Origin of the sequence: Curtobacterium sp. KBS0715 (assembly GCF_005938005.2) — a bacterium.
Classification (GTDB): Bacteria; Actinomycetota; Actinomycetes; order Actinomycetales; family Microbacteriaceae; genus Curtobacterium; species Curtobacterium flaccumfaciens.
In genome coordinates this window covers 905,163-918,970 of the sequence record NZ_VCCA02000001.1, presented here as the reverse complement: position 1 = coordinate 918,970, position 13,808 = coordinate 905,163, and the positions used below count along the sequence as shown (strand labels likewise).

Here is a 13,808-nt window from a genome sequence, read left to right as displayed (position 1 = left end):
GCCTGTCCCAGGATCACCGGGAAACGCGGTCCGGCAATCCGCACAGGCGACAGCCGGTTGGATCGACGGGTGCTCCGTGTCTCGGTCGTGATCCCCGTGCGGGACGATGCCGTGCACCTGCGCCGGTGCCTCGCCGCCCTCGCGGCCCAGACCCGGCCGGCCGACGAGGTCGTCGTGGTCGACAACGGCAGCACCGACGACAGCGCGGCGATCGCCCGGGACGCCGGCGCGGTCGTGGTCACGGAGCCGGTGCGCGGGATCGCCCGGGCCTCGGCGCGCGGGTACGACCGGGCGTCCGGCGACGTCGTCGTGCGACTCGACGCCGACTCCGTCCCACCGCCGTCCTGGATCGCCGACGCCGTCCGCCTGCTCGCCGACCCCGAGGTCGTCGCGGTCACCGGTCCGGGCCGGCCCCGGAACGGCGGCTCCGTGGTGCGCCGACTGTGGGACGCCGTCTACATGGGCCCGTACTTCGTGCTGATGTGGAGTGCGCTCGGACACCCCCCGTTGTTCGGGTCCGCCATGGCGATGCGCCGGTCGACCTGGGCCGCGGTCGGGGGGCGAGCGCACCGGGACGACGCCGAGGTGCACGACGACGTCGACCTGAGCATGCAGCTCGACCCGGCCTGGCGGGTGGTGGCCAACCCCGTGCTCACGGTGCAGGTGTCCGCGCGACCGTTGTCAGGCCTCCCGTCCGTCTGGGTGCGGACGCGACGCGCCTTCCACACGTTCCGCGTGAACGGCCGGCGGGCCAACCCGGTGCGCCGGTGGGCACGTCGGCTGCGATCGCGGTCGCGGTCGCGGCGGTGGTGGCGCAGCCGCTGACGACGGCTCCGGTCAGCCGGTCACCGAGCGGGTCGGGACCGCACGTGCGCCCGCTCGCCCTGCGGCCCGTACAGGCACAGCACCTCGGTGACGGAGTCGGTCACGTTGCCCATCCAGTGCGGGGTGTGGGTGTCGAACTCGGCGACCTCACCGGGACCCAGGTCGAGATCGTGCTCCCCCAGCACCAGCCGGAGCCGTCCGGACAACACGTAGAGCCACTCGTAGCCCTCGTGCGTCTTGAGCGAGGGTTCCCCACCCGGGGTGTTCGGCGGGAACAGCTGCTTGAACGAACGCACCCCGCCGGTCCGCTTCGTCAGCGGGACGACCACGCGGCCGCCGTGCACCTCGGGCTTCATGTGCACGCGCGGGTCGCCGGTCTGCGGTGCGCCGACCAGGTCGTCGAGGGGCACCTGGTAGGCCCGGGCGAGGGGCAGCAGCAGTTCCAGCGTGGGCTTCCGCTGGCCGGACTCGAGCCGCGACAGGGTGCTCACCGAGATCCCCGTCTGCGCGGACAGTGCCGCGAGCGTGACGTCGCGGTGGGCGCGCAGCGCGCGGAGTCGGGGGCCGACCCCGTCGACGACGTCGGCCGTCGTGCGCGGGACGACCGGTCCCGAGGTGCTGTGTGCCATGCGGGCCATGTTGCCACATCAGCAAACTTCGTTGCCGTTCTCTCGTGACCGGCCGCATGATCAGCGCATGCCTGGACACTTCGACGTCATCGTCATCGGCGGCTCGGCCGCCGGCCTCTCCGCCGCCCTGATCCTCGGCCGTTCGCGGCGCTCGGTGCTCGTCGTCGACTCCGGCGAGCCCCGCAACGCTCCGGCGGCCGGCGCACACAACTACCTCGGCCACGAGGGCGTCGCGCCCGCCGAGCTGATCCGCATCGGTCGCGACGAGGTCGCCGCCTACGGCGTCCAGGTCACGGCCGGGAGGGTCGTGGCCACGTCCGCCACGACCGGTGACGGTCACGACCCGGTCGGCTTCTCGGTCACGCTGGACTCGGGCGCGGTCGTCACGGCCCGCAGACTGGTCGTCGCCTCCGGCGCCGTGGACGTCCTGCCAGAGGTCCCGGGCCTGGCCGCACAGTGGGGGCGCGGGGTCGTGCACTGCCCGTTCTGCCACGGGTGGGAGATCCGCGACCAGCGGATCGGGGTCCTCGCAACGACGCCGAACGCCGCACACCACGCGCTCATGTTCCGGGCACTGAGCGACCGGGTGACCGCGTTCCTGACCGATCCGGCCCTGATGGACGACACCACCCTGGCCGGTTTGGCGGCCCGCGGCGTCTCGGTGGTTCAGGGCCCGGTCGCCGCCGTGGTCTCCGAGGGCGACCGGCTGACCGGGGTCCGGCTCGGCGACGGTTCCTTCGTCGAGCTCGATGCCCTGGCCACGGCGAGCCGGCCCGAGGCGCGGGTGGACTTCCTGTCCGGGCTCGGCCTCGCCGCCACCGACCAGTTCATGGGCGACCACCGCTTCGCGACCGCGCTGACCGTGGACGCCGCCGGGCAGACCACCGTGCGCGGGGTGTCCGCGGCCGGCAACGTGACGGCCCCGATGGCGACGGTCATCGCGTCGGCTGCTGCCGGCACCCAGGTGGGCGCAGCGGTGCACGGCGACCTGGTGCAGGCCGACCTGGCCGCGGCGCTGGCCGGGGTCGGCGCGGGCGCTGTTTCGGGCGCTGTTTCGGGCTGAGCGACAGTTCGCGGGGCCGGTCGGGCGTGCAGTGTCGGTGAGCGCGAAACTCGGCGTGGGTCAGTCGACGCGGTAGCCGGCCTGCGCGGCCAGCAGCGGTGCGAGCGTGTACAGCTGGTCGGCGCCGATCGTGGCCCCGCGGAAGCCCTCGAGCCGCTCGACCCGATCGAGGTCCGCTGCGCGCAGGTCCACGTGGTCGATGCGGGTGTTCGACCCCTCGGCGGCGCGGATGCTGCTGCCGTCGAACGACACCCGCAGCAGCTTCGCGTCGGCGATGTCGAGCTCGTCGATGACGCAGTCACGGAACACCACGTCGGTGATCGTCGAGCCGCGCAGGTTCACGAACCCGAACTTCATGCCGACGAACTCGACGCCGTTCAGTCCGGAGTCGTACAGCTCCGCCGAGCCGACCCGACCGCCGGAGACCCGGACCTCGCGCCACGAGCTACTCGACGCCCGCAGGATCGGGGCGTCGAGCGAGTCGATGATCGAGTCACGGACCCGGAGCCCACGGAAGTCCGCGTCGTCGCCCCGGAACGTGTCGATGACACACTCCTCGATCTCCAGGTCGGGCAGCCGCTCGCCGGCCAGGTCGAGGACGTCGATGCGCTTGCCCTCGATGCGGTCCCCCGTCAGGACGTCACCGGGAGCTGGCGCCCAGTCCTCGAGGTTCGTCGGTTCGGTCAGGGTGATGCGCGGGGCGTCGGTGCCGGAGGAGCGTGCCATGCCCCCAGTCTGGCGGTGGCCGCCGACTCCCGGGTCACGACCGCGGTCGGGTGAGGACGCTGTCCAGCCGGTAGTCCTTCGCCGGGCCCCGCGCTTCCCACCGCACCGTCCAGCGGTCCCCGTCGCCGTCGAAGGCACCCGTGTAGGCGTCGGGAGCGCAGGCGTGGGCGACGCTCGTGCCCCAGACCCAGTCGTGGAAGACCCGACCGTCGGAGAAGTGCACGGTCCAGCCGCCGTCGGGACCGCGCCGGAGGATGAGGGTCCGGGACACCGGGGTGGACCGGCCGTCGAAGGTCATCACGCCGGACTCGTCCCAGCGCACCTCGTCGTCGCCGACCCGGGTCAGGGTGGTGGTCCCGGTGACGACCCCCGTGGCACCGGCACGGTGGTCGTGCACGGTGCGGTGGAGGTCCCACACCCCCAGCAGGTCCGTCGGCAGCAGCACCGGACCAGGCTAACCGCGCAGGGCCTCGGCCCGCGCGGCTCGGCGCTCGTCGTCGGTGATGACACCGCGGGCGTGCAGCTCGTCGAGTTCGAGGAGCCGCTGCTCCGGCGAGGTCCGACGGGCACCGTGGGGACGCCGACTGCGGACGACCGCGATGCACACGGCGACGATGACCGCGATGACGACGAGCGCCATCAGCAGGGTCCAGACGAGGTCGTAGACCGGCGGGATCAGGGGGTTGCGGACGTCTTCGGAGGCGATCATCGTCCGCGCAGGGCCTCGGCTCGGGCGCTGCGGTGCTCCTCGTCGGAGATCACACCGCGCGCGTGCAGGTCGTCGAGTTCGGCGAGGCGCTGTTCGAGCGGCTTGTCCGGAGCGAGCGTGCGACTCTGCATCGCCTGGTACGCGATGTCCTCCTGCATGGTGAGCGGGTTCTGACCACGGTCGGCCATCCGCTTGCCCCGGTAGAGCGTGAGGATGACGATCGTCAGGGTCGTGAGGATCATCAGCGCCGCGACGACCCCGAAGGCGATGCCGAACCAGCCGCCGAACAGGTCGGGCATCCCCGACTCCCCCGGCCCCTCGAGCTCACTGAACGCGGACCAACTGAGCACCATCGCGCTCCCCCTTCTCACAACGACGAGCGAAGCGTAGCGCGAGACGGGGAACACGAGCGGACGTTCCTTCCCAGAACGCCCGCGATGGAATGTGAAACCGGGCGTACCTGGTCAGAACTTCCGACCCGGTACGCCCGAAACCACCCGGTACGCCCGGGGCGACCAGGCAGCGCCGACCCCCGGCCAGCCCGAGCCGGGTCAGCCGCGGAGCGGCCCCGACCCCGGAACGTTCGCACCGTCCGCGAACCCGGCCACGAGTGCACGCAACGCTTCTTCGGAGGTGTGCCGGGCCTCCCATCCGAGCACCGACCGGGCACGGTCGGTCCGCATGATCGGCACCCCGGCCGCGATGTCGATCCACCCGGCGTCCGTCGGCTGCAACCGCAGCCGCCACGTCACCGTCACGATCCCGCGCAGCAACCGCAGGGGGATCCGCACGGCACCGAGCATGCCGAAGGCCCGGGCCAGTCGCGGCGGGTTGAGCACGGGCGAGGCGGCGATGTTGAACGCCCCAGCTGCCCGTCGGTCGACGGCGCGCCAGTAGGCGTCGGCGACGTCGTCGGCGTGCACGGCCTGGAACACGAACGGGTACGGCAGCGGCAGCACGAGCCAGCGGATCCACCGCACGATGGACATCGGCACGAGGTGTCCGAGGAACAGCCCCCGGATCTCGGCCGCGGCGTCCCGCTGGAAGATCAGCCCCGGGCGCAGCCGGGTGACGGTCACGGAGGGGTGTTCGGCCTCGAACGCGTCCATCGCCGCTTCGTTGGCGGCCTTGTGGATCGAGTACGTCGCCGTCGGGATGCCGTCGGCGGGCCAGCTCTCGTCCACGGGGGTGCGCTTGCCGTCGACGTCCACCCCGCGGTAGGCGCCGACCGAGGACGCCACGACGACCTGGGGCACCTCGGCGCGCGCGACGGCTGCCAGGACGTTCGCCGTGCCGGTCACGTTCGTGCGGTGCTGCGCCGGGATGTCGTGCGTCGGCTGGAGGGCCCACGCCAGGTGGATGACGGCGTCGGCGCCCTGGAACACGGCCGTGAGCTGGTCCACGGCGTCCGCGGCACCGACGTCGACCGCGTGCCAGACGGCGGCGGCGTACGGCTCCGCGCGCAGGTCCGGCAGCCGCCGGGCGACGCCGACGATCTGGACGCCGACGGCGTCACGAGCGGCGACGCCGGCGGCGTCACGGGCGGCGACGCCGGCGGCGTGACGGCCGATGTCACCGTCGCCGTCGGCGCGCACGGCCGCGAGCCGACGGAGCACCGCCGTCCCCACGTTGCCGGTCGCGCCGACGACGACGATGCGCATCAGGCCGCGGCCATCGCGGGGTCGAGCACGACCTTGACGCAGTTGTCCTGCTTCTTCTGGAAGACCTCGTACATGTGCGGGGCGTCCTCGAGCGAGACGCGGTGGGTGGTGAGGTCGAGCGTGCCGAGCGGGTCCGACGGGTCGGAGACGAGCGGCATGATGTCGTCGATCCAGCGCTTCACGTTGCACTGGCCCTCGCGGATGGTGATCTGCTTGTCGAACAGCGTCATCATCGGCATCGGGTCGGCCATGCCTCCGTAGACACCGCTCAGCGAGACGGTGCCTCCGCGGCGGACGAGGTCGATGGCCGCGTGCACGGCGGCCAGCCGGTCGACACCGGCGGTCTCGATCGCCTTCTGCGCGAGCTTGTCGGGCAGCAGGCCGGCGGCACGCTGTGCGAAGCCCGCCATCGGGTTGCCGTGGGCCTCCATGCCGACGGCGTCGACGACCCCGTCGGGGCCGCGGCCGTCAGTCAGGTCGACGAGCTCGGGCACCAGGTCCTTCGTCAGGTCGAACACCTCGGCGCCGTGCTTCGCCCCCAGGTCACGGCGGACCTGCTCGGGGTCGACGGCGAGCACGCGGTAGCCGAGGTGCTTGCCGATGCGGGCGGCGAACTGGCCGACCGGGCCGAGGCCGAGCACGGCGAGCGTGCCGCCCTCGGGCACCTGGGCGTACTGCACGGCCTGCCACGCGGTCGGCAGGATGTCGCTCAGGAACAGCCAGCGGTCGTCGGGGGTGCCGTCGTCCGGCACGACGATGGGGCCGTAGTCGGCGTGCGGCACGCGCAGGTACTCGGCCTGGCCACCGGGGACCTGGCCGTACATCTTCGTGTAGCCGAACAGCGAGGCACCGGTGCCGTACTCGGTCACCTGGGTGGTCTCGCACTGCGACTGCAGGCCGTGCTGGCACATCCAGCAGTGGCCGCAGGAGATGTTGAAGGGGATGACGACGCGGTCGCCGACCTTCAGGTTCGTGACGCCGGATCCGACCTCTTCCACGATGCCCATCGGCTCGTGGCCGAGGACGTCGCCGCGGTCGATGTACGGGCCGAGCACGCGGTACAGGTGCAGGTCGGACCCGCAGATCGCCGTGGAGGTGATCCGCACGATCGCGTCGGTCGGCTCCTGGATGGTCGGGTCGGGGACGGTCTCGACGGACACCTTCTCGGTGCCCTGGTAGGTCAGTGCGCGCACGTTGCGTTCCTCTCGTGGTCGCTTCGAGCCGGCCTGGAGGCACGACTCGCGTTCCCCTCCTCGGTACGCGCCCGCCCCGTGGACGCTCCCAGCCCCGCGTCCCCCTCGCGCACGTCGGCGCGGGTCGGCAGCCGTGGCCGCGACCTCAGGCGAGGACGGCCGCGAGGACTCGCTCGTGCTCGTCGCGACCGCCCGGTCCGGCGCTGCCGGCGAGCATGATGAGCGCCTTCCACAGCGTCCATCCCCGTGCACGCGCCCACGTGTCGTCGTCCAGGTCGACGGCCTGCCGGAACACCCGTCGCGCCGGGCCGTCCAGCATCGTCCACGCGAGCACGAGGTCGCACGCCGGGTCCCCCACGCCGCACGTGCCGAAGTCGATCACCGCACACAGCCGCCCTGTGTCGTCGACGAGCAGGTTGCCCGGGGAGACGTCTCCGTGGAACCAGACGGCCGGCGCCTCCCACCGGCTGGCGAGGGCCTCGGCCCAGACCGCTTCGCACGCGCCGCGGTCGACGACGCTGCCGCCGGTCCTGCCGCTGTTGCCGCTGCCGCCGAGCGTGTCGAGCGCCGCCCGCACCTCGGCGTCGTACACGGACGGGTGCTCCCCGCGGTGGAACGAGTGCGCGCCGGCGGTGGGGCCGCCCATCGCCGGGATGCTCCGGAGCTGCCGGAGCACGGCACCGACCTCGGCCGCGAAGCGCTCGTGGTCGAGGTCGTCGACCTGCACGGCGGGCACCCCGTCGAGCCACCGCCGCACCGACCACGGGAACGGGTACCCCTGGCCTGGTTCCCCGAGCGCCACGGGCTCCGGGACGGCGACGTCCAGCCGCCTGGCGAGGTACGGCAGGACGTCCTGCTCCTTCTCGACCGCGGGCACGTAGCCGGCCGCGCTCGGCAGTCGCACCGACAGGGCGTCCCCGAGGCGGTAGGTGCGGTTGTCCCAGCCCTGGTGGTCGACCTCGCGCACGGGCAGGTCGGCCCAGTCGGGGAACTGCTCCGCGACGAGTCGTTCGACGAGTCCGGCGTCGATCCGGGGCACCTCGGTGTGCATGCCCGCAGCCTAGGCGTCGGACCGGGACGGCGGCGGTGGGGCCGGTGCGCGCGGGCGGCCAGCGGCGGGGCGGACCCGCGCCGGGCCTCCCGGCCGTCGCCTCAGGAGGGTTCTGCCAGGGCGAGCAAGGCGTCGCGCGCGACCGCGAGCTCCCGCTCGTCCAGGTAGGGCGGCATGCCGACCGCGGCCGCGAGGCCCTCGGCCGCGTGCCGGACCACGAGTGCGCGGTCCTCGGGCAGGCCGTCGCGTGCGAACAGCGTCCGCCAGTGCTCGGCGTCGGCGGCGACGGCCGCGGCGATCCCCGGGACGGCCATCAGACCGGGCCAGTGCGACGACGGTGCGAACAGGTCCATCGCCTGCTCGCTGCCGCCGCAGAGCGTCCGGACGTAGGCGCGCAGGACCTTGCCCGGTCGGTTCTCGGCGAGGTCCACGTGCTGCATGACCTCGTCCGTGAACGCGGCCAACCCGTGCTCGACGACCGCGAGCAGGAGTTCGTCCTTCGACGGGAAGTGGTGCAGCAGCCCGCTCTTCGAGACGCCGGCTTCGGTCGCGATCTCGGCGACGCTCACCCGCGTACCGCGCTCGGCGAGCAATCGGCGTGCGGACTCGAGCACGGCCTGCCGCGTGCGCTCGCGGTCGCGGGAGCCGTCGGTGCCGGTGCCGGGGCCCGTGCTGCGGTCAGTGGTCATGCGGTCCATCCTGCCGGTTCGGGATGACCCGGAGCGCGACCACGGCGGCGACCGCGAGCAGCACCGCGGCGCAGACGGAGGCGAGTTGCATGCCACCGGTGAACGCTTCACGGGCGTGCTCGAGCACCGGCGACCCGGGTTGCAGTGCCTGGCTCGCCGACGCCAGCGACCCCCGGACCCGGTCCGCGACCCCCGCACCCAGGCTGTCGCCCGTGAGGTCGAGGTTCGACCGGTAGAACGCGGTCTGCAGCGACCCGAGCACCGCGATGCCGAGCGCGACGCCGAGTTCGTACCCGGTCTCCGAGATCGCCGAGGCGGCGCCCGCACGCTCCCGCGGAGCCGCGGCGACGACCGCGTCCGTCGCCAGCGTCATCGACACCCCGACGCCGAGGCCGACCACGGCGAGCGCGATGGCGATCCCCCAGTAGGTCGGCAGCCCCTCGGCGAAGGCGAGTCCGGCCATGCCGACCGCGGCGACCGCCAGCCCGAGGCCGATGGAGCGACCGGGGCCGACGCGACGGGAGAGCAGGCCGATCACGGCGATGACCGCGATGGACGCCAGGGTGGCCGGCAGCTCCGCGGCTCCGGCGAGCAGCGGGGTGAATCCGCGCACCAGCTGCAGGTACTGCGAGAAGAAGAACAGCAGACCGCTCAGCGCGAAGACGGACAGCGAGTTTGCGACCACCGCACCGGAGAATGCCGGGATCCGGAACAGCTGCAGGTCGATGAGCGGCGTGGTCAGGCGTTTCTGCCGCCGGACGAACCACCAGCCTGACGCGAGCCCGAGCAACGCGGTCGCCGGCACCGTCCAGTCGAACCCGTGCCCGGCGACGTGCTTCACGGCGTAGACCAGCGGCACGATCGCGAGCACCGAGAGCACCGCGGAGAGCAGGTCGATCGGGGTCCGGGCGCCGCCGCGGGACTCCGGCAGCAGGAACGCCCCGGCGACGACGATCACCGCGATGACGGGGAGGTTGATGAGGAACACCGAGCCCCACCAGAAGTGTTCCAGCAGCGCCCCGCCGACGAGTGGTCCGGCCGCGGCACCACCGGTCGCGCCCGCGGACCACACCGCGATGGCGGTGGTGCGCTGCCGCGGGTCGCGGAAGATCGTGCGCACCAGCGACAGCGTCGAGGGCATCAGGGTGGCGCCGGCGACGCCGAGGAGTGCCCGTGCGGCGATGAGCAGCTCTGGGCTCGAGGCGAAGGCCGCAGCGGCCGATGCCAGTCCGAACGCGACGGAGCCGAGGAGCAGCAGGCGCTTCCGACCGATCCGATCGGCGACGTTGCCCATCGTGACGAGCAACCCGGCGAGTGCGAACGAGTAGACGTCGCCGATCCAGAGCACCTGGGTCGCGGTCGGGTCGAGGTCGGCGGTCAGCGACGGCACCGTCAGGGCCAGCACGGTGCCGTCGATCGCCAGGAGCACCACGGCCAGGGTGAGGACGCCGAGGGACGTCCACTCACGGACGGAGGCGCGGTGGGTCGGGGTGGTGCTGGTCGTGGTCATCAGTCGACCGTAACCGACCATTTGGTCGGTTGAGCAGACTGCACAGTCGGTTCACAGCACAGCGCCGCTCCGTCAGCCCCGCAGCCGGTCACGCTCCCCCGGCGGCAGGTGCTCGGTCGCGGTCCGGCGGGCGGCCGGGCTGAGGAACCGGCCGCTCTGCTCGAGGAACGCCACGAGTGCCGGCTCGGACGCCCGCTTCCCCGTCTCGCGCAGGACGAGACCGAGCGCCGACTGCACCGTCTCGCTGCGCTCCCGAACCAGGCGCCCGGCGATCCCGAGCGGCACCTCGGCGTCGCCCTGCTTCACGAACGCCAGGGTCGCCACGACCGCGATCCGGCGGACCATCGCGACGTCGGACTTCGCCAACGCGAACAGCGGACCGGTCGAGGCGCCCACCAACGGGGCGCCGACGAGTTCCTCGGCGGCCAGGTCGACGAGCACCGGGTCCTCGAACCGCTCGGCCTTCGCCGCGGACAGGTACTCGTCGGTGAGCTCCGGGTCCGGGTGCGCCCGCATCGCCTGCACGAGCAGCAGGACGGCGACGAGCTTCGCGCCGTCGTCCTCGCTCCAGAGCAGCGCCGAGCGCTCCCCCTCGTCGAGGTCGTGGAACTGCCGCGCGACCCGGCGGGCCGCGGCGACGTCGCCGGTGGTGCGGGCGAACGCCGCCAGCACGGCTTCCGCGTCGCGCCCTGCCGGGAGGCCCGTCACGCGATCTCCCCGTCGCTCGCGTCGTTCTGTGGTGCCCTCCGACGGCCGCGGCTGAGCACGATGACCGCGACGACCACCAGGAACGCCGCGAACAGCCAGGTGCCGACCTGCGGGTCGACCAGGCGCGCCAGCACGGCGCCACCCGGCGAGCAGACGGCGGCGGCGATGCCGACCGTCAGCCCCACCCGCAGGTCGACCGCGCGACGCCGCAGGTTCGCGACCGTCCCGGACAGCGACGTCGGCACCATCGTGAGGAGCGACGTGCCCTTCGCCAGCAGGTCGCCGGCGCCGAGCACGACCTCGAGCCCCGGCACGATGACGACCCCGCCGCCGACCCCGACGAGCCCGGACAGCACGCCCGACAGCAGCCCGAGCAGCAGCAGGACGATCGCCTCGACGACCCCGAAGTGCACCTCGCCGCCGCGGGTCGGCACCGTGGTGAACAGCGACACCAGCACGACGGCGATGAACCCGACGAAGATCCACGGCAGCACGCGGAGCGGCAGGGCACGGAGCAGCCGGGCACCGATCGGCGCGCCGACGACGCTGCCGACCGCCAGGGTCAGGGCCGCGAGCCAGTGCACCTCACCCTGCACGGCGTAGGTGACCGCACCGACGACGGCGGCGGGGGCGATCGCCACGAGCGAGGTGGCCGAGGCCCGACGCTGGTCCATCTGTGCGAAGGCCATGAGCGCCGGCACCACGATGACCCCACCGCCGACGCCGAACAGCCCGGACAGGACCCCCGCCAGGACCCCGATCGCCACCAACACGAGCACCGTTCCGCCGCGCTTCCTCATCCCGCCCAGGCTAGCCGCGCGCGACACCTTGCTCTCGCACGGTGCGAGGTCCCGCGCTCGGAGTGCAGGAATGGTCGGCTGCCCGAGGGCGAACCGACCATTCCTGCTCACGAAGCGAACGTCAGCTCGCGAAGCGCTCAGGAGCTTCCCGAATCGCTGCAGCGCGCGGGGGATGTCGTGTCAGGAGGCGACCAGCGCCGGCTCGCCCTCGCGCACGAGCTGGTGCACCCGCTGGTACGAGACGCCGAGGACGACCGCGATGTCCCGCAAGGTGAGGCCGTCGTCCTTCAGAGCGACAGCGATCGCCCTGCGGAGCGAGAGCGCCCGGGCTTCCTTCGCCTCGGCCTCGGCGCGCAGTGCGGTGGCTTCTTCGAGCGAGCGCGCTAGGGCCGGTTCGAGCTCGGCGCGGATGACCACCGTGATGTCATCCTGATCGACGTCGGCGACGAAGGCGATCGCCTCACGCTGTGCATCGGCAGCGAAGTCGAGCCGACGAACCTGTGAGATCGCGCCGGGGAACTGGTCGTTCTGCACGATCCACCAGTTGCCCTCGCGATGCGCACGTGACGTGTAGGTCATCGCCACCACCCCTTCCCGAGCTCCCGCTCGAACTGCTTGAAGAACGCCCGAGCGGTGCCGTCGGCGATCTCGGAGTGCCGTCCGACGGTGCTCCGAGTCGACCCGACGACGATGCCGGTGTGGTTCGTGAGTTCCACTTCCCGTACTCGAGACCGGCCGAACGCGCCGCGATCTTGAGACGCTTGAGCACCGCTTGACGCTTCACAGCCTATGTCTACTGCCCTTGATCGTTCAAGGCAAGGGACATAGACAGAGCGGGATGCCGTCCTTCGCGCACGGTGCCCGGAGCTGCATCGAGTGAGCAGAAGAGGTCGAGTGGCGTACAGCCACCCGACCTCTTCTGCTCACTCGACGCACGGCACCAGCACGCCCGCCCCTCGTCAGCGGAAGTGCAGGGTCTTCAGCGGGTCGACGAGGCTGCCGTTCCGCCGCGTCTCGACGTGCACGTGCGGACCCGTCGACTGCCCGGTGTTGCCGGACTTGGCGATCTCGGTGCCGAGCTTCACGATCTGACCCTTCTTCACCTCGATCTTGCTGAGGTGGGCGGTGAGCACCGTGGTCATGCCGTAGGTCACGACGATGTAGTTGCCGTACGCGCCGTCGTTCGCCACGGTCTTCGTCACCGTTCCGGTTCCCGCGCCGTACACCGCGGTGCCGACCGCGACCGGGGCGTCGGTGCCCTGGTGGTAGCGCGGGACGTGTCCGGCGCCACGGTCGTCGCCGTACCGGCCGGTGATCTTCGTGCCCTTCACGGGCCAGGCAAGCCCGGTCACGGGACGGCTCGACCACACGCGGGTGTCCTTCGCTCCGTAGATCACGAGGTTGCCGTCGACCTGCAGGAGCAGGTTGCTCGAGCCCGCGGTGGTCGTCTTCGTCGTCCACAGCGCGACCTTGCGCGCCGGGTCCTTCGACCAGATCACGAAGTTCCCGTTCTTCTGCAACTCTGCCCAGGCCCCGGGGTGGCCACCCGTCTTGGTGTGCCAGACCACTGCACCGTTCACCCGCTGCACCAGGTTGCCGTCCGCACGCATCTCGAGCGTGCGGTTGGTGCTCGCATCAGAACGCAGCACGGTGCCGCTCAGCAGAGCGCCGCCGGAGCTGATCCGGTCCTGGAACGTGTTCCACTTCACGACGACGGTGGTGCCGGCGAGCAGCGCCATGGTGCCGTCGGCACGGACGGCCAGCGCGGTCGAGTTCGCTCGGCCAGCCGAGGCCCAGCGCGCCACGCGCTTGCCGTTGCGCATGATGTCGAGTGCGCGGTCCCTCCCCACGACCGCGTAGACGTTCGAGGAACCCGCGGTGTTCGAGGCCCACAGCACACGGTTCCCGATGCCGTACTCGACCAGGTTCCCGTCACCCTGCATGATGAGCCGGAACTGACCGTTCGGCGAGGTCACCTGGTCACCGGGCAGGAGCTTCGTGCCGGCCGGTACCGACCCGACCCACACGGCGGACGCCGCGGCGGGCTCGGCGGTGGCGACGAGCGCACCCGCCGCCAGGGCCAGTGCCATCACGGCGCCGGCGATGCGTGGGAGTCGGCGCGCACGTGCGACGGTCGACGGAGTGGTGGTCATGGATCCCCTGCCCTGGAACCGACCGTGCGAGCGCCCGGTCGTTCGGCGCTCGCCCTGCACGAGTCGCCGAACGATGTTCGCTTTTCTGCAC

At 72.3% G+C, this 13,808-nt stretch carries 17 protein-coding genes; 2 read left to right on the top strand and 15 right to left on the bottom strand.

Translation table 11 applies throughout. From position 1 onward, the window contains the following. Positions 1-69: 69 nt before the first annotated feature. On the top strand, positions 70-825 hold the full coding sequence (locus tag FFG40_RS04525) for a glycosyltransferase family 2 protein (protein WP_138802394.1): 756 nt from the start codon (positions 70-72) through the stop codon (positions 823-825). Positions 826-845: 20 nt separating this feature from the next. Here FFG40_RS04525 and FFG40_RS04520 read toward each other — a convergent pair whose 3' ends face one another. After that, positions 846-1,454 carry a helix-turn-helix domain-containing protein gene (locus FFG40_RS04520; RefSeq protein ID WP_138802393.1) on the bottom strand — a complete coding sequence of 203 codons (609 nt, stop codon included), beginning with the start codon at positions 1,452-1,454 and terminating at the stop codon, positions 846-848. A 67-nt stretch (positions 1,455-1,521) separates the two neighbouring features. On the opposite strand from FFG40_RS04520, the gene FFG40_RS04515 reads away from it, so the two are divergent. After that, positions 1,522-2,517 (top strand): NAD(P)/FAD-dependent oxidoreductase, encoded by a 996-nt coding sequence (locus tag FFG40_RS04515; protein WP_138802392.1) that lies wholly within the window; start codon positions 1,522-1,524, stop codon positions 2,515-2,517. A gap of 60 nt (positions 2,518-2,577) precedes the next feature. Here the strand turns inward: FFG40_RS04515 and FFG40_RS04510 are convergent, their stop codons facing one another. From FFG40_RS04510 to FFG40_RS17220, 14 genes are all read right to left on the bottom strand, one after another. Next, positions 2,578-3,243 (bottom strand): pentapeptide repeat-containing protein, encoded by a 666-nt coding sequence (locus FFG40_RS04510; protein WP_138802391.1) that lies wholly within the window; start codon positions 3,241-3,243, stop codon positions 2,578-2,580. Positions 3,244-3,277: 34 nt separating this feature from the next. Then, entirely contained in the window at positions 3,278-3,688 is a 411-nt protein-coding gene (locus FFG40_RS04505) for a DUF6314 family protein (RefSeq protein WP_138802390.1), read from the bottom strand. 9 nt (positions 3,689-3,697) lie between these two features. After that, complete coding sequence (locus tag FFG40_RS04500) at positions 3,698-3,952, bottom strand: hypothetical protein (RefSeq protein WP_138802389.1); 255 nt, start codon at positions 3,950-3,952, stop codon at positions 3,698-3,700. Next, positions 3,949-4,305, bottom strand: a complete 357-nt coding sequence (locus FFG40_RS04495) for an SHOCT domain-containing protein (protein WP_138802388.1) — start codon at positions 4,303-4,305, stop codon at positions 3,949-3,951. The genes FFG40_RS04500 and FFG40_RS04495 overlap by 4 nt, the downstream gene beginning before the upstream one ends. Before the next feature lie 198 nt (positions 4,306-4,503). After that, complete coding sequence (locus tag FFG40_RS04490; RefSeq protein ID WP_138802387.1) at positions 4,504-5,613, bottom strand: NAD-dependent epimerase/dehydratase family protein; 1,110 nt, start codon at positions 5,611-5,613, stop codon at positions 4,504-4,506. Beyond that, positions 5,613-6,806 carry a zinc-dependent alcohol dehydrogenase gene (locus FFG40_RS04485; protein WP_138802386.1) on the bottom strand — a complete coding sequence of 398 codons (1,194 nt, stop codon included), beginning with the start codon at positions 6,804-6,806 and terminating at the stop codon, positions 5,613-5,615. The genes FFG40_RS04490 and FFG40_RS04485 overlap by 1 nt, the downstream gene beginning before the upstream one ends. A gap of 145 nt (positions 6,807-6,951) precedes the next feature. Beyond that, complete coding sequence (locus tag FFG40_RS04480; protein WP_138802385.1) at positions 6,952-7,857, bottom strand: aminoglycoside phosphotransferase family protein; 906 nt, start codon at positions 7,855-7,857, stop codon at positions 6,952-6,954. 101 nt (positions 7,858-7,958) lie between these two features. Next, positions 7,959-8,546, bottom strand: coding sequence for a TetR/AcrR family transcriptional regulator (locus FFG40_RS04475; protein WP_138802384.1), 588 nt, complete (start codon positions 8,544-8,546; stop codon positions 7,959-7,961). Beyond that, positions 8,536-10,056: an MFS transporter gene (locus FFG40_RS04470; RefSeq protein ID WP_138802383.1), complete on the bottom strand. Its 1,521-nt coding sequence runs from the start codon at positions 10,054-10,056 to the stop codon at positions 8,536-8,538. The genes FFG40_RS04475 and FFG40_RS04470 overlap by 11 nt, the downstream gene beginning before the upstream one ends. 72 nt (positions 10,057-10,128) lie before the next feature. Continuing rightward, complete coding sequence (locus FFG40_RS17010) at positions 10,129-10,764, bottom strand: DNA alkylation repair protein (RefSeq protein ID WP_071245862.1); 636 nt, start codon at positions 10,762-10,764, stop codon at positions 10,129-10,131. Continuing rightward, positions 10,761-11,564 carry a sulfite exporter TauE/SafE family protein gene (locus FFG40_RS04460; protein ID WP_138802381.1) on the bottom strand — a complete coding sequence of 268 codons (804 nt, stop codon included), beginning with the start codon at positions 11,562-11,564 and terminating at the stop codon, positions 10,761-10,763. Before FFG40_RS04460 ends, FFG40_RS17010 begins: the two co-directional genes overlap by 4 nt. Positions 11,565-11,744: 180 nt before the next feature. Continuing rightward, positions 11,745-12,143 (bottom strand): helix-turn-helix domain-containing protein, encoded by a 399-nt coding sequence (locus tag FFG40_RS04455; RefSeq protein WP_138802380.1) that lies wholly within the window; start codon positions 12,141-12,143, stop codon positions 11,745-11,747. Further along, positions 12,140-12,280, bottom strand: a complete 141-nt coding sequence (locus FFG40_RS04450; RefSeq protein ID WP_221935155.1) for a hypothetical protein — start codon at positions 12,278-12,280, stop codon at positions 12,140-12,142. The genes FFG40_RS04455 and FFG40_RS04450 overlap by 4 nt, the downstream gene beginning before the upstream one ends. 243 nt (positions 12,281-12,523) lie before the next feature. Continuing rightward, positions 12,524-13,717 carry a peptidoglycan DD-metalloendopeptidase family protein gene (locus FFG40_RS17220; RefSeq protein WP_138802379.1) on the bottom strand — a complete coding sequence of 398 codons (1,194 nt, stop codon included), beginning with the start codon at positions 13,715-13,717 and terminating at the stop codon, positions 12,524-12,526. Between the last annotated feature and the right edge of the window lie 91 nt (positions 13,718-13,808).

Excerpts from the sequence above, each read along its gene's own strand:
- FFG40_RS04475 (WP_138802384.1), bottom strand. The coding sequence starts at position 8,546 with ATGACCACTGACCGCAGCACGGGCCCCGGCACCGGCACCGACGGCTCC.
- FFG40_RS04495 (WP_138802388.1), bottom strand. The coding sequence starts at position 4,305 with ATGGTGCTCAGTTGGTCCGCGTTCAGTGAGCTCGAGGGGCCGGGGGAG.
- FFG40_RS04515 (WP_138802392.1), top strand. The coding sequence starts at position 1,522 with ATGCCTGGACACTTCGACGTCATCGTCATCGGCGGCTCGGCCGCCGGC.
- FFG40_RS04510 (WP_138802391.1), bottom strand. The coding sequence starts at position 3,243 with ATGGCACGCTCCTCCGGCACCGACGCCCCGCGCATCACCCTGACCGAA.
- FFG40_RS04490 (WP_138802387.1), bottom strand. The coding sequence starts at position 5,613 with ATGCGCATCGTCGTCGTCGGCGCGACCGGCAACGTGGGGACGGCGGTG.
- FFG40_RS17220 (WP_138802379.1), bottom strand. The coding sequence starts at position 13,717 with ATGACCACCACTCCGTCGACCGTCGCACGTGCGCGCCGACTCCCACGC.
- FFG40_RS04500 (WP_138802389.1), bottom strand. The coding sequence starts at position 3,952 with ATGATCGCCTCCGAAGACGTCCGCAACCCCCTGATCCCGCCGGTCTAC.
- FFG40_RS04520 (WP_138802393.1), bottom strand. The coding sequence starts at position 1,454 with ATGGCACACAGCACCTCGGGACCGGTCGTCCCGCGCACGACGGCCGAC.
- FFG40_RS04460 (WP_138802381.1), bottom strand. The coding sequence starts at position 11,564 with ATGAGGAAGCGCGGCGGAACGGTGCTCGTGTTGGTGGCGATCGGGGTC.
- FFG40_RS04480 (WP_138802385.1), bottom strand. The coding sequence starts at position 7,857 with ATGCACACCGAGGTGCCCCGGATCGACGCCGGACTCGTCGAACGACTC.
- FFG40_RS04470 (WP_138802383.1), bottom strand. The coding sequence starts at position 10,056 with ATGACCACGACCAGCACCACCCCGACCCACCGCGCCTCCGTCCGTGAG.
- FFG40_RS04455 (WP_138802380.1), bottom strand. The coding sequence starts at position 12,143 with ATGACCTACACGTCACGTGCGCATCGCGAGGGCAACTGGTGGATCGTG.